Genomic DNA, 14,245 nt, shown 5'->3' with positions numbered 1-14,245 from the left:
CCGTGGAAGACGTCCCGCCCGACCCGCACCAGTCGGCCCCGATCGAGCCGGCCAAGCGCAAGAAGCACCGCTCGCCCCTCGCGTACTTCCTCGTGGGTCCCGCCGCCCTGGCCGAGCTGCTCGTCCACATCATCCCGATGGTGCTCGGCGTCTGGATCGCGTTCATCACGCTCAACCAGCTCAGCATCGCCAACTGGGTCAACGCGCCCTTCGTCGGCCTGCAGAACTTCGTCACGGCCCTCGACCCGTCCTCGCCGATCGCCGGGCAGCTCTACGGAGCCCTGGGGCGCACGCTGATGTTCACCGTGATCGTGGTGGCCATCGCCTGGAGCATGGGCATGCTGGGCGCCGTGCTGCTCACCAGCTCGTTCAAGGGCCGTGGCATCCTGCGCACGCTCTTCCTGGTGCCCTACGCCCTGCCGTCGTACGTCGGCACGATCGCCTGGGCCTTCATGTTCAACCAGCGCGACGGCGCCATCAACCGCTTCCTGGTCGACGACCTGGGCATCCTGCAGGACCGCCCGTTCTGGCTGCTCGGCGGCAACTCGTTCTGGGCGATCGTCATCGTGACGGCCTGGCAGTTCTGGCCGTTCGCCTTCCTGATGCTGCTCGCCGCGTTGCAGAACATCCCGGGGGACGTCTACGAGGCCGCGAGCCTCGACGGCGCGAGCCTCTGGAAGCAGTTCACGCTGATCACCCTGCCCATGGTCAAGCCGGCCAACGCCGTGCTGCTGCTGATCATGAGCCTGTGGATCTTCAACCAGTTCAACGTGCCCTACGTGCTCTTCGGCCCCGCGTCGCCCGAGCAGGCGACGCTCATCTCGCCGCTGATCTACCAGCAGTCGTTCAACAACTGGAACTTCGGCCTCGGCGGTGCCATGAGCGTGATGCTCCTGGTCGTGCTGCTGATCGCGTCCGCGTTCTACATCCGCATGGTTCTGCCGAAGGGACAACACGATGATTGAGACCCGTGGGTTCAAGGTCTTCCGCTTCTTCGGGCTGGCCTTCCTGTCGCTCGTGGTGGTCGTGCCGCTCTACGTGGTGCTGACCACCTCGATCAAGCCGCTCGCCGACGTGCAGGGCCTGTTCACCTGGATCCCCAGCCGGGTGACGCTCGAACCGTACGTGCAGATCTGGCAGACGGTGCCGCTGGCGTCGTACTTCAAGAACAGCCTGATCGTCACGATCTCGGCCACGGTGCTCTCGGTGGCCATGGCCGTGCTCGCCGCGTACTCGCTGGCCCGCCTGCGGTTCAAGGGGCAGCGCAGCTTCAGTCTGGTCGTGCTGTCGACGCAGATGTTCCCGGGCATCCTGTTCCTGCTGCCGCTGTTCCTGATCTTCGTGCAGATCCAGCGCACGATCGGCGTGCAGCTGACCGGCAGCTACCTCGGCCTGATCATCACGTACATGACGTTCTCGCTGCCGTTCTCGATCTGGATGCTGACGGGGTACTTCGCCTCGATCCCGAAAGAGCTCGAAGAGGCGTCGATGATCGACGGCACGGGTCGCCTCGGTGCCCTGTTCCGTGTGATCATCCCGGTCGCCAAGCCGGGCATCATCGCCGTCGCGGTCTACGCCTTCATCACGGCCTGGGGCGAGGTGCTCTTCGCCTCGGTGCTCACGAGCAAGGACACGCGCACGCTCTCGATCGGCCTGCGCGCCTACGCCTCGCAGCAGGACGTCTACTGGAACCAGCTCATGGCCGCCTCGGTCGTCGTCTCGCTGCCCGTGCTCATAGGCTTCATGCTCGTGCAGAAACACTTGATCACCGGACTGTCGTCGGGGGCCGTGAAGTGACCGAACCGGCCGTGGCCACGGCGGTGGGGCCGGGGGGCGGCCCCGCCCGCCCCGCCGGCCCGGCCGAGCCGAGCCGGGGGGGCGCGGGGCGCGTCGAGCCACTGCGCGTCGGCATCGTGGGCGGGGGCTGCGGGGCCCGTGTGCACGCCGGTGCCGCGCTGTCGGCCGGCGCCGGGGGGGTCGCCCGGGCCTCGTCGAGCCCCGCCAGCGCGGCCCGGGCGGCGGCGTCGCTCGGCGTCGACACGGCTCACGAGAGCGTCGACGACCTCGTGACCGACCCCGACGTGGACGTCGTGCACGTCTGCTCGCCCAACGCCACGCACGCACCGGTCGCCCTGGCGGCGCTCGCCGCCGGCGAGCACGTGGTCTGCGAGAAGCCGCTCGCGACCTCGGGCGCCGAGGCCGAGGCCCTGGTCGAGGCCGCCCGGGCCGGGCGGCTCGTCGGTGCCGTGCCCTTCGGCTACCGCTACCACCCGATGGTGCGCGAGGCGCGGGCCCGGGTCGCCGCGGGCGAGGTCGGCCGCGTCTTGAGCGTCCGGGGGTCGTACCTGCAGGACTGGTTGCTCGACAGCGACGACGTCGACTGGCGGGTGGGCCCGGCGGCCGGCGGCCCCTCGAGGGCCTTCGCCGACATCGGCAGCCACCTGGTCGACCTCCTCGAATTCGTCCTGGGCGACCGGTTGGCGCGGTTGCCCTCGACGACCACCACGGTGCACGCCCACCGTGGCGGCTCGTCGGTCGACACCGAGGACGAGGCGGCCGTCGTGTTCGAGACGGCACGGGGGGCGATCGGCACCCTCTTCGTGTCGCAGGTCGCGCCGGGTCGCAAGAACCGCCTCCTGCTCGACCTGTCGGGCACCGCCGAGAGCCTCGAGTTCTCACAAGAGGAACCCGAGACGCTCTGGGTCGGCCGGCGGTCGGGCACGCAGCTCGTGGCGCGTGACGCCGCCGTGCTCGCGCCCGACGCCGCCCGCCTGTCGACGGTCCCGGCGGGGCACCCGATGGGCTACGTCGACGCGTTCGCGGGGTTCGTCCGCGACGCGCACGACGCCGTCCGGGGCGGCACCCCCGAGGGACTGCCCACCTTCGTCGACGGCCTGCGCGCCGTGCGGGTGACCGAGGCCGTCCTCGCCTCCGCCGCGTCGCGCGGCTGGGTCGACGTGCCCTGACCCGTCGTCCGTCCGCACCGTCCCGTCGTCCGTCCACACCGTCCCGTCCGCACCGTCCCGTCGTCCGTCCGATCCCCCGTCGCCCCGAGAAGGAACCCATGGCCGAGAGCTCCCGCCCCGTCACCCTGTTCACCGGTCAGTGGGCCGACCTGCCCTTCGAGGAGGTCGCGGCGCTCGCGGCCGGCTGGGGCTACGACGGCCTCGAGATCGCGGCGTCGGGCGACCACCTCGACCTCGAGCGCGCCGACCAGGACGACGCGTACCTGCGGTCGCGCCTCGACGTGCTCGAGCGGCACGGCCTGGGGGTCTGGGCGATCTCGAACCACCTGACCGGGCGGGCGGTCTGCGCCGACCCGATCGACTTCCGGCACCAGGCGATCGTCCGGCCGTCCACCTGGGGCGACGGCGACCCCGAGGGCGGCCGTCAGCGGGCGGCCGAGGACATGAAACGGGCGGCCCGGGTCGCCCGCAAGGGGGGCGTCGACACCGTCGTCGGCTTCACCGGCTCGAAGATCTGGTCCTACGTCGCGATGTTCCCGCCGGTGCCCGCCGCCGTGATCGACGCCGGCTACCAGGACTTCGCCGACCGCTGGAACCCCATCCTCGACGTGTTCGACGCCGAGGGCGTCCGGTTCGCCCACGAGGTGCACCCGAGCGAGATCGCCTACGACCACTGGACGAGCGTCCGCGCGCTCGAGGCCATCGAGCACCGCTCGGCCTTCGGCTTCAACTGGGACCCCTCGCACATGCTCTGGCAGGGCGTCGACACGGTGTCGTTCATCACCGACTTCGCCGACCGGATCTTCCACGTCGACTGCAAGGACACCCGCATCAAGCCCCCTACCGGGCGGTCGGGCGTGCTCGGCTCACACCTGCCCTGGGGCGACCCCCGCCGCGGCTGGGACTTCGTCTCGACCGGTCACGGCGACATGAACTGGGAGGACGCCTTACGCGCCCTCGACGCCATCGGCTACGACGGCCCGATCTCGATCGAGTGGGAGGACGCCGGCATGGACCGGCTGCACGGCGCCCCCGAGGCGTTGGCCTACGTCCGGTCGCTGCTCTGGAAGCGGCCGAGCGCCTCCTTCGACGCCGCGTTCTCGAACCAGTGACGGCAGACTGACCCCATGCCCCGAACCCTGCTGCCCGGCCAACGGAGCCGCCTGCTGGTCGTCGACCCCGCGACCGGTGACGCCGAGGTCGTCCTCGAGAGCGCTCGCGTGCTCGTCGAGGCCCCGAACTGGAGCCCTGACGGCCGCTGGCTCGTGGTGAACGGCGACGGCCTGCTCTGGCGCCTGCCCGCCGACGCGCGTGGGGTCGACGAGACCGCACTCGAGCCGGTGCCGATGGGCGACGTCCCCGAGATCAACAACGACCACGTGATCGCACCCGACCAGGGCGCCGTGATCGTGAGTGCCCGCGACGGCCACCTGTACGAGGTGCCGTGGGACGGCGTGCCCCCGGGCGGCACCGCCCGCCGAGTGACCCGCGACCACCCCGCCGGGCGCAACCACAAGAACTACCTCCACGGCGTCTCGCCCGACGGAGCGTCGCTCAGCGTGATCGTCGGCGCCCTGCCGGCGCCGGTCGACGACCCGGACGACGAGGAGGCGCGGGCCGGCTGGCGCACGAACGTCGCCCTGGTCTCGCGGGCCGACGGCGCGACCACGCCGGTGACCGACGACGAGCACCCCGACGACGGGGCCGAGTTCTCCCCGGACGGCGCCTGGTTGTGGTCCAACTCGGAACGCGCCTCCGCCGGGGTGGCCGGCCACGCGCAGCTCTTCCGGAGCCGCCTGGACGGCGGCGACGTCGTACAGGTGACAGACGACGAGCGGGTCAACTGGTTCCCGCACGTGTCGCCCGACGCCTCGACGCTGCTCTGGGTGTCGTTCGAGCCCGGCACGCTCGGCCACCCCGAGAACCGTGACGTGGTGCTGCGCACCCTGCCCCTCGGCGCCGACGGCCTGCCCGTGCCGGGCCGGGCGCCGCACCACGTGCTCGCCCTCTTCGGCGGGCAGGGCACGATCAACGTGCCCTGCTGGGCCCCGGACTCGACGCGCTTCGCCTGCGCCGACTACCCGCGGGCCTGACGCCGACCTTCGACCTGGCCTTCCCGAACCGATGGACTCGCTGTGGGTCGCCTGTGGGCGATGTGCAGCCTGCTCATCGGTCGGACACAGTCCGTTCATAGGAATCCCTCGATACTGGGGAAGGTGACCACAACGACCCCCGCCACCGCCACCGCCTCGGCCCCTCGCCTCACCCGTGCCGACGGAACGCCCCTTCGAGTCCTCGTCGTCGACGACGAGAACAGCCTCACCGACCTGCTCTCGATGGCCCTGCGCTACGAGGGCTGGGACGTCAAGGCGGCCTCCGACGGCCAGGCGGCCCTCGCGACGGCGCGCGAGTTCAAGCCCGACGCGATCGTGCTCGACTGGATGCTCCCCGACATCGACGGCATCCAGGTGCTCGGTCGACTGCGGTCGAGCGGCGACGACACCCCGATCCTGTTCCTCACCGCGAAGGACAGCGTCGAGGACCGGGTGTCGGGTCTCACCGCCGGCGGCGACGACTACGTCACCAAGCCCTTCTCGCTCGAAGAGGTCGTCGCCCGCCTCCGCGGCTTGATCCGCCGGTCGGCCTCGGCCATCAGCGAGGCGGGCGACTCGCGCATCGTCGTCGGTGACCTCGTGCTGGACGAGGAGAGCTACGAGGTGACGCGGGCCGGTCGCGAGATCGAGCTGACCGCGACCGAGTTCGAGCTGCTGCGCTTCCTGATGCGCAACCCGCGCCGCGTGCTGAGCAAGGCGCAGATCCTCGACCGGGTCTGGAGCTACGACTTCGGCGGCAAGTCCAGCGTCGTCGAGATCTACATCTCGTACCTGCGCAAGAAGATCGACGTCGGCGAAGAGCCCATGATCCACACCGTGCGCGGCGTGGGTTACGTGATCAAGCCCACGTCGTGAGCGATGCCCTGCCCGCCCGGGTGGGCTCGCGCCTCCGCGGCCTCGTGGGCCGGGCGCCCGGTCTCGCCGGTCCGCTCACGCTGCGCAATCGCTTGATCCTCAGCATCGTCGCGCTCGTCGTGCTGCTGACCATCGTGATCGGCTCGGTCAGCGTGATCGTCCTGCAGGCGTCGCTGATGCGTCAGCTCGACGACGAACTCGAGGGGGCGACCGGTCGCTCGGTGCCCATGGTGAACGCCCAGGGCTCGACGACCCGGCCGTACCTGACGCCCGACGGCGACGACCTCTCGGGCCCGCGGCAGTCGCCCGGCACCTTCACGGCCGTCGTCGTCAATGGTTCGGTCGTCGCGGCGTACCGCGTCGAGCAGTCGGGACGGGTCGTCTCGCCCCGCCTGACCGACGACCTGACGTCGGTCGTGACGACGGTCGCCGGGGCGAACGACCCCGAGACCGTCTCGCTCGGGTCGGACCTGGGCTCGTACCGGGTGGAGTCCCTCGCGGTCGGCTACCAGACGACGACGACGTCGGGCTCGGTCGCCACGACGCCGGCCCACCTCGTCGTGGGTCTGCCGACGAGCAGCGTCGACCGCACCATCACGGTCATGGTGATCACCATCCTCGCCGTGACCCTCATCGGCCTCGCCATCGCGATCGCCGTGGCCTACGGCGTCGTGCGCAGCGCCCTCCGACCGCTCGAGCGCATGTCCGACACGGCGCTGCGGGTCGCCGAGCTGCCGCTGGACCGCGGCGAGGTGGCCCTGGCCGAACGCGTCGACGAAGCCGACGCCGACACCCGCACCGAGGTGGGCCGCGTCGGTGCTTCGCTCAACCGCATGCTGGGCCACGTGGCGGGGGCCCTCGAGGCCCGTCAGCAGAGCGAGAACAAGGTGCGGCAGTTCGTCGCCGACGCCTCGCACGAGCTGCGGACCCCGCTCGCGTCGGTCCGCGGCTACGCCGAGCTGACCCGCCGCATGAACACCGGACTGCCCGACGACGTGGTCTACGCCATGGGCCGCATCGAGTCGGAGTCGCTGCGGATGACCTCCCTCGTCGAGGACCTCCTGCTGCTCGCCCGCCTCGACGAGGGGCGCGACCTCGTCACGGGCGACGTCGACCTCACCCGGGTCGTGCTCGACACGGTCAACGACGCCCACGTGGCCGGACCCACGCACGACGTCGACGTGTACGTGCCCGACGAGCCGGTGACCGTGTCCGGCGACGCCATGCGTCTGCACCAGATCGTCGCGAACCTGTTGACCAACGTGCGCACCCACACGCCCGACGGCACGCACGTACACGTCTCGCTCACGGTCGACGACGCGTCCGGTCAGGCCGTCGTCTCGGTCGCCGACGACGGGCCGGGCATCGACCCGGCCGTGCTGCCGGTGCTCTTCGAACGGTTCGCCCGCGCCGACAGCTCGCGGTCGCGGAAGGCCGGCTCGACGGGCCTCGGCCTCGCGATCGTGCAGGCCGTCGTCCACTCCCACGGGGGGACCGTCGACGTCGCCAGCTCGGACGACGGGGCCACCTTCACCGTCCGCCTGCCGCTCGCGACGCCCGACGTGGCATCCGACCGGGACGCCGAGGAGGCGCGACTTGCGTGAGCGCGCCTCCTGCGTCTATCCTGATCGAAGCCCAAGACCGCCGGTTGTACACGTCTGCTCGCAGACGGGTGCCGAAGGTTCTCGAGAGAGAGCGACCAGCGCAGGTGTGTGAAGTCGTTCCTCTTCTCGAAGAGATCCAGCTCCGTGCGCTTGCGCCGGAGCTTTTTTCATTGGTGCGGCACCGGTCTCGGTGCGGCCGAGTCGAGCACCCGGGGGCTGCCGGCACACCCACGTTTTAGGAGAGCCATGGCGAACAAGGAAGCATCGGTCGCCGAGCTCACGGACAACTTCCGTGACTCGACCGCCGTCCTGCTCACCGAGTACCGCGGTCTCACTGTTGCCGAGCTGAAAGAGCTCCGCAAGTCCATCAGTGCAGACGCGACGTACGCCGTGGTGAAGAACACGCTCAGCAAGATCGCGGCCAACAACGCCGGAATCAGCTCGTTCGACGACGACCTCGTCGGACCGTCTGCGATCGCCTTCGTGCACGGTGACCCTGTCGCCGTCGCCAAGAGCCTGCGTGACTTCGCCAAGGCACACCCCGCTCTGATCGTGAAGAACGGTTACTTCGACGGTAACCCGCTCACGGCAGACGAGGTCAAGCAGCTCGCCGATCTCGAATCCCGAGAGGTGCTGCTGGGCAAACTGGCCGGCGCCTTCAAGGCTTCGCTGTTCGGTGCTGCCTACCTGTTCCAGGCACCGCTGTCCCAGGCCGTTCGCACGGTCGAGGCGCTGCGTGCCAAGCAGGAAGCCGACAGCTAAACAGCTGTCGTACCAACCCACACTTTAGAAAACCCATAAGGAGAACACCATGGCGAAGCTCACGCAGGACGAACTGATCGAGGCCTTCAAGGAGCTCACGCTCATCGAGCTCAGCGACTTCGTGAAGAAGTTCGAAGAGGTCTTCGAGGTCACCGCTGCTGCCCCCGTGGCCGCTGCCGGTGCCGCCGGTCCCGCCGCCGCCGCTGAAGAGGTCGAAGAGCAGACCGCCTTCGACGTCGTGCTCGAGGCTGCCGGCGACAAGAAGATCCAGGTCATCAAAGAGGTCCGCGCGCTCACGAGCCTCGGTCTCGGCGAGGCCAAGGCCGTCGTCGACGGTGCCCCCAGCACCGTCCTCGAGGGCGCTTCGAAGGAGGCCGCCGACAAGGCCAAGGCTCAGCTCGAGGCCGCCGGCGCGACGATCACCCTCAAGTAGTCGGCGGGCCCTCGCGGCCCTCGGCGCTTGAGCGGCACGTCTGCTCAGCACCATTCGGAAGGCGCCACCCCTCGGGGTGGCGCCTTTCGGCGTTCCCGGTGGTGCGGCCGAGGTGCGTCGCCGGTCCCTCGCGACCCGCGCCTCCTCGGGGGGTTCGACGGTTTCCGTCGTCCGCTGGGGGTCCGTGCCGACCCGCCGCGGGTGACGCGGACCCGCAGGCCACGCGACGAGGGCGGTCAGGAGGTGCGGGCCAGGACCGAGTGTCGCCGACCGTACCCGAGGTACACCGCCGTGCCCACGGCCATCCAGACGGCGAAGGCCGCCCAGGTGACCCAACCGAGCGTCACCATCAACAGGACGCAGAAGGCGCAGCCGAGGATCGGGGTGAGCGGGTACAGCGGCACCTCGTAGGTGCGGTCGAGCTCGGGGCGGTTGCGCCGGAGCCAGATCACCGACACGTTGACCAGGGCGATCGCGAAGAGCGTGCCGATGCTCGTCGCGCCGGCGAGGGCGCCCAGGGGGATCACCGCGGCGGCCACGGCCCCCGCTCCGCCGACGATCAGGGTGCCGGCGACGGGGGTCTGCGTCCGAGCCGAGACGCGGCCGAGGACGCGAGGGACGAGCCCGTCCCGCGCCATCGAGACGAAGATGCGCGTCTGACCGTAGAGCACCGTGAGCACGACGCTGGCGATCGCCGCCACCGCGGTGACGGCGAAGAGGAAGGCGACCCACGGTTGCCCCGTGATGTCGGCGACGATCGTGACGAGGGTCGCCTCGCCGTCGGTGAAGGAGGTCCACGGCCGCGCGCCGATGGCCGCGACGGCCACGAGGATGTACAGCACCGTGATGATCACGATGGAGGCGATGATGGCGCGCGGCAGGTCGCGCTTCGCGTCGCGGGCCTCCTCGCCGGCCGTCGATGCCGCGTCGAAGCCGATGTACGAGAAGAACAGCCGCGAGGCGGCCGCCGAGACGCCTGCCGCTCCCATCGGTGCCAGCGGCTCGAAGTTGCCGACGCTGAAGGCCGTGAAGGCGACGGCGACGAAGAACACGAGCAGCGCCACCTTCACGACGACGAGCAGCGTGTTGACCCAGGCGCTCTCGCGGGCGCCGGGCACCAGGACGAGGGGGGCGAGCAGGACGAGAACCGCCGCGGGCAGGTTGAGCACCCCTCCGGCGCCCGGGGGCTCGGCGATCGCGGCGGGCAGGGCGAGCCCGAACACGTCGAGGGCCTCGTTCACGTACTGGCCCGCCCCGACGGCGACGGCCGCGACCGAGACGGCGTACTCGAGCACGAGACACCACCCGCAGACCCAGGCGATGCCCTCGCCGAGCGTCGCGTAAGTGTACGAGTAGCTCGAACCCGACACGGGCACGCTGCCCGCCATCTCGGCGTACGACAGGGCCGACAGCAGGGCCGCGACGCCCGCGAGCACGAACGAGATCCAGACCGCTGGGCCGGCCAGCGGGACGGCCGTGCCGAGCACGACCAGGATGCCCGGGCCGAGGGTCGCACCGAGGCTGGTCGCCGTGAGGGGCCAGACGCCCAGGGGGCGGCGCAGGCGGGGCCCGCCGGCGGCGGTGGCCTCGCTCTCGGCGACGTACGCCTCGAGGGGTTTGCGAGTCCTCAGCTGGGCGACGAGGGACGGGCGGGACGTGACGCGGGACTCGTGGGGCACCGCGAGAGGCTACCGCACGGCCGGCACCGCGCCTCCTCGGGGCACCGCGCCCGTCCGGGGCGCCGCGCCCGTCCGGGCCTACTCGTCGAGGTCGAGGCCGAGCTGCTTGACGCGGGTCATCGCCTCGCGGCGCGACGACGCCTGGAGCTTGCGGTAGATGCTGCGGACGTGGCTCTTGACCGTGTTGACCGAGATGAACAGCTGGCTGCCGATCTGGCCCAGGGTCTGGCCGGTGGCCAGGTGCCGGACGATGACGAGCTCACGGTCGCTCAGCGGTTCGGCGAGCTGCGGCACGACGTCCGCCGAGGTGCCGCGGAGTCGGTCGAGCACGCCGACGATGGCCGGCGGCTGCCGACGGCCGACGGCGCGCTGGACGAGGTGTTCGAGGACGTCCTCGGGCAGGGTGGCGAAGAGCCAGATCGACCCGTTGTGGCCGGCGCTCAGCAACGCCCGGTCGAAGGCGATGTCGCTGTGCGGGCCGTCGCCGAGGGCGAGGTGTGCGGCGGCCTGGAGCGCGTGCACCTGGCCCATGGTGCGCTCGCTGTGCAGGTCGCCGATGGCGAGACACTGTTCGAGCGCCTCGAGGGCGTCCTCGGGCTCGCCGGCGGCGAGGTGCACCAGGGCGAGCACGCGAGCGGGACAGCGGATGTGGTGGTGCGAGGGTGTCACCGACGAGGCCAGTCGGCGGGCCTCATGGGGCTGCCCGAGCAGGCGCATGGTCTCGGCCCGCATGACGACGGCCGACTCGGTCAGGGCGCTGTGCCCGGTGAAGCCGTCGATGGTGCGGGTGATCCGGGCCAGCAGGTCGAGGACTTCGATGTAGCGGCTCTCGGCCAGCAGCACGTGTGCTTCGGCGAACAGGCCGAGCGCTTCCCAGTCGCTGCCGCGCGATGCCTGGCGGACGTCGGCGAGCAGGCCCTCGTGGCCGCCCACGGCCTCTCCGCGTTCGAGGGCGAGGTGCACGCGGGTGATCTGGGTCAGGGCACCGAACGAGCTGCCCAGCAGGTCGGTGCCGTCGGCGAGCTCGCGGGCGAGGTCGACGTGGCGGTCGGCGAGGTCGAAGTCGCCGATCAGCATCGCGACGAAGGCGAGGGCCGAGAGGCACTCGACGCGCTCGGCGGTGCTGAGGTGGTCCTCGCCGAGACCGTTGGCGAGGCTCAGAGCGAAGCGGGCCTGGTCGATCTCGCCGTAGTGCAGGCGGATCAGACCGAGCTGCAGCGAGAACGAGGCGCTGAGCGAGATGCGCACGCTGATCGACTCGGCCAGATCGTTCTCGATGAGGGTCCGGGCGACCTCGAGGTGCTCGTGGGCCACGACGAAGTTGCCGAGGGTGCGCAGGGACGCACCGAGGTGGACGTGGTAGCCCGCCCGGATGTCGAGCGGCAGGTCGGGGGCGGCGTCGAGCGCCTTGGCGACGCCGCGGAACCAGGGCAGGGCGGCGCTGCGCGAGCGGGAGCCGACCGAGCGGTGGCTCGCGGCCAGGGCGAGCAGGATGCGGGGTCGCCCGCGCCACTCCTCTTCCGGCGTCGAGCGGATGGCCTCGCGCAGGCGTGCTCCCTGCAGGGGGGCGATCTGGGTCCAGCCCTGTTCGATGGCATCGAGAGCAGCCCGGTGGTCGGCGGGCTGCAGTTCGGCACTCGGCGGTTCGACGGCCGTGGGGTTCGACGTGTTCACGATGGTCCTAGCTCCGCCGCTTCGGGAGGCTCGCCCGTCGGGTAGGGGGAGCGCGGCTGCCGGAGCCTGGTCAGGTGCACCGACACCGCCATACTAAACTGAGAGATCATTCCGTCGTATGGTCTGTCGGGCATTGCGCCCACAACTGGGGGACGAACGGTCGTTCTACGGCGTGTCGCGGCGTGTCTCGACGGTGCCGTGGCGATTTCTTGCAGGCACTGACCCGCACCCCGGCGACGGGCCACCCGTGACGGTGGTCAGGCCTACGCTGACCGGATGAGCTCGATGCATGCCCCCGCTGGCGGTCCCCGGGGCGGGGGCCGACCGGGTGGTTCCGGTCGGGTGTCGAGCGGCGACGCCGACGCCCAGCGTGCGGCGAACGCGACGGCGCCGCGCATCCCCGACCTGCTCGGTCGCATCCGGGGCCTGTTCGTCCCGCACGAGCGTGCCCTCGTCGTCACCGTGGTGCTGGTCTTGATCGGCGCCGCCGTCAGCGTGGCTCCGCCGCTGCTCACCAAGCAGGCGTTCGACCGGGGTCTGTTCCCGCCGGGCGGTCCCGACGTGCCCGTCCTGCTCGAGCTGGTGGGCGCCATGGTGGGGCTGTGGGTGCTGTCGGCCGGCATCGGCGTCTGGCAGACGTACCTGACGGCCACGGTCGGCAACAAGGTCATGGGTGCGTTGCGCATCCGTCTCTTCGGGCATCTCCAGCGCATGGAGCTCGCGTTCTTCACCCGCACCAAGACCGGGGTCATCCAGTCCCGGTTGCAGAACGACGTCGGTGGCGTCGCGAACGTGCTCAGCAACACCATCTCGAGCGTCCTGGGCAACACCGTCACGGTCATCGCCGCCTTCGTGTCCATGCTCGTGCTCAGCTGGCAGATGACCGTCGTCACGGTGATCCTGCTGCCCTTGCTCGTGGTGGCCCAGCGACGGGTGGGACAGGTGCGTGCCCGCATCGCCACCAAGACGCAGGAGTCGCTCAGCGACATGACCGCCATCACGCAAGAGGCGTTGAGCGTCAGCGGCATCCTGCTCGCCAAGAGCTTCAACCAGCAGCACTCCGAGGTCGAGCGCTACGCCGCCGAGAACCGCACGCAGATCGGGCTGCAGGTGCGTCAGCAGATGAGCGGGCAGTGGTTCTTCGCCGTCGTCCAGATCTTCCTCTCGGTCATCCCCGCCCTGATCTACCTGGTCGCGGCCTGGCTGATCCTGCGTGACGTGCCCGTGACCGCGGGCACGATCGTGGCCTTCACGACGGTGCAGGCCCGGTTGACCTTCCCGCTCATGGGCCTGCTGCGGGTGGCCCTCGACCTGCAGACCTCCGGGGCGCTCTTCGCGCGCATCTTCGAGTACCTCGACCTCCACCCGGCGATCACGAACGACCCGTCGGCCGAGGCCGTCGACGAGACGCAGCTCGGCCGGGTCGAGTTCGACGACGTCTCGTTCTCGTATCCCGACGCCGAACCGGGGCAGAAGACCCTCGACGGCGTCTCGTTCGACATCGCGCCCGGCCAGTTCGCCGCCTTCGTCGGCCCGAGCGGTGCGGGCAAGACGAGCGTGTCGTACCTGATCCCGCGGTTCTACGAGGCGTCCGGTGGTGCGGTCCGCTTCGCGGGCACCGACGTCCGGCGGCTCGACCAAGAATCGCTGGTCGGCAACATCGGCATCGTCAGCCAAGAGACCTATCTGTTCCACGCCAGCATCGGTGACAACCTCCGCTACGCCCGTCCCGACGCGACCGACGAGCAACTGGTCGAGGCGGCCCGGCAGGCCAACATCCACGAGACCATCGCGTCGTTCCCCGACGGCTACGACACGATCGTGGGCGAGCGGGGCTATCGCCTCTCGGGTGGCGAGAAGCAACGCATCGCCATCGCCCGCGTCCTGCTGAAAGACCCGGCGGTGATGGTCCTCGACGAGGCGACGAGCGCCCTCGACACGGTGTCCGAGCGCGTGGTGCAAGAGGCTCTCGACACGGCGACCCGCGGTCGGACGACGATCGCGATCGCGCACCGCCTCTCGACGGTCCGCGACGCCGACGTCGTGTTCGTCGTCGTGGCCGGCCGCGTCGTCGAGCGCGGCACGCACGACGAGCTGCTCGCGCTCGGCGGGGTCTATGCCGAGCTCTACGGGCAGCAAGTCTCGGCGTAGGTCGTGG

General features: G+C 70.6%; 12 protein-coding genes. 10 read left to right on the top strand and 2 right to left on the bottom strand.

Going from position 1 to position 14,245, the window contains the following annotated elements; genetic code table 11:
- The 9 genes from AEQ27_RS11300 to rplL all read left to right on the top strand — a co-directional run.
- Nucleotides 1–965, top strand: a 965-nt coding sequence (locus tag AEQ27_RS11300) for a carbohydrate ABC transporter permease (protein WP_369813637.1), incomplete at its 5' end; no start/stop codon positions are given.
- Complete coding sequence (locus tag AEQ27_RS11295) at nt 958–1,797, top strand: carbohydrate ABC transporter permease (protein WP_054146733.1); 840 nt, start codon at nt 958–960, stop codon at nt 1,795–1,797. The genes AEQ27_RS11300 and AEQ27_RS11295, both read left to right, overlap by 8 nt.
- A complete protein-coding gene (locus AEQ27_RS11290) occupies nt 1,794–2,966 on the top strand; it encodes a Gfo/Idh/MocA family protein (RefSeq protein WP_369813636.1) in 1,173 nt (390 codons plus the stop codon). The genes AEQ27_RS11295 and AEQ27_RS11290 overlap by 4 nt, the downstream gene beginning before the upstream one ends.
- A gap of 98 nt (nt 2,967–3,064) precedes the next feature.
- Nucleotides 3,065–4,078 carry a sugar phosphate isomerase/epimerase gene (locus AEQ27_RS11285; RefSeq protein WP_054146732.1) on the top strand — a complete coding sequence of 338 codons (1,014 nt, stop codon included), beginning with the start codon at nt 3,065–3,067 and terminating at the stop codon, nt 4,076–4,078.
- Between the two features lie 15 nt (nt 4,079–4,093).
- Nucleotides 4,094–5,059 carry a PD40 domain-containing protein gene (locus AEQ27_RS11280; RefSeq protein ID WP_054146731.1) on the top strand — a complete coding sequence of 322 codons (966 nt, stop codon included), beginning with the start codon at nt 4,094–4,096 and terminating at the stop codon, nt 5,057–5,059.
- A gap of 111 nt (nt 5,060–5,170) precedes the next feature.
- The gene (locus AEQ27_RS11275; RefSeq protein ID WP_082383463.1) at nt 5,171–5,935 is read left to right on the top strand and encodes a response regulator transcription factor; all 765 of its coding nucleotides are present in this window, start codon (nt 5,171–5,173) and stop codon (nt 5,933–5,935) included.
- The gene (locus AEQ27_RS11270; protein ID WP_082383459.1) at nt 5,932–7,539 is read left to right on the top strand and encodes a HAMP domain-containing sensor histidine kinase; all 1,608 of its coding nucleotides are present in this window, start codon (nt 5,932–5,934) and stop codon (nt 7,537–7,539) included. Before AEQ27_RS11275 ends, AEQ27_RS11270 begins: the two co-directional genes overlap by 4 nt.
- 246 nt (nt 7,540–7,785) lie before the next feature.
- Nucleotides 7,786–8,301, top strand: coding sequence for a 50S ribosomal protein L10 (gene rplJ, locus AEQ27_RS11265; RefSeq protein WP_054146730.1), 516 nt, complete (start codon nt 7,786–7,788; stop codon nt 8,299–8,301).
- 49 nt (nt 8,302–8,350) lie between these two features.
- Nucleotides 8,351–8,734, top strand: a complete 384-nt coding sequence (rplL, locus tag AEQ27_RS11260; protein ID WP_043592924.1) for a 50S ribosomal protein L7/L12 — start codon at nt 8,351–8,353, stop codon at nt 8,732–8,734.
- A 236-nt stretch (nt 8,735–8,970) separates the two neighbouring features.
- Here rplL and AEQ27_RS11255 read toward each other — a convergent pair whose 3' ends face one another.
- Both AEQ27_RS11255 and AEQ27_RS11250 read right to left on the bottom strand, forming a co-directional pair.
- Entirely contained in the window at nt 8,971–10,413 is a 1,443-nt protein-coding gene (locus tag AEQ27_RS11255; protein ID WP_054146729.1) for an APC family permease, read from the bottom strand.
- 78 nt (nt 10,414–10,491) lie between these two features.
- Nucleotides 10,492–12,087 (bottom strand): LuxR C-terminal-related transcriptional regulator, encoded by a 1,596-nt coding sequence (locus AEQ27_RS11250; RefSeq protein ID WP_054146728.1) that lies wholly within the window; start codon nt 12,085–12,087, stop codon nt 10,492–10,494.
- 276 nt (nt 12,088–12,363) lie between these two features.
- Between AEQ27_RS11250 and AEQ27_RS11245 the strand changes: the two genes are divergently transcribed.
- Complete coding sequence (locus AEQ27_RS11245) at nt 12,364–14,238, top strand: ABC transporter ATP-binding protein (RefSeq protein ID WP_054146727.1); 1,875 nt, start codon at nt 12,364–12,366, stop codon at nt 14,236–14,238.
- The last annotated feature ends 7 nt before the right edge of the window (nt 14,239–14,245 follow it).

The organism is Frigoribacterium sp. RIT-PI-h (assembly GCF_001297205.1).
Taxonomy (GTDB): Bacteria; Actinomycetota; Actinomycetes; order Actinomycetales; family Microbacteriaceae; genus Frigoribacterium.
Note: the sequence above shows the minus strand (reverse complement) of the source record. Positions and strands in the feature narration are given on the sequence as shown.

Coding starts and splice junctions, on each gene's coding strand:
- AEQ27_RS11285 (WP_054146732.1), top strand. CDS start 3,065: ATGGCCGAGAGCTCCCGCCCCGTCACCCTGTTCACCGGTCAGTGGGCC.
- rplL (WP_043592924.1), top strand. CDS start 8,351: ATGGCGAAGCTCACGCAGGACGAACTGATCGAGGCCTTCAAGGAGCTC.
- rplJ (WP_054146730.1), top strand. CDS start 7,786: ATGGCGAACAAGGAAGCATCGGTCGCCGAGCTCACGGACAACTTCCGT.
- AEQ27_RS11295 (WP_054146733.1), top strand. CDS start 958: ATGATTGAGACCCGTGGGTTCAAGGTCTTCCGCTTCTTCGGGCTGGCC.
- AEQ27_RS11280 (WP_054146731.1), top strand. CDS start 4,094: ATGCCCCGAACCCTGCTGCCCGGCCAACGGAGCCGCCTGCTGGTCGTC.
- AEQ27_RS11245 (WP_054146727.1), top strand. CDS start 12,364: ATGAGCTCGATGCATGCCCCCGCTGGCGGTCCCCGGGGCGGGGGCCGA.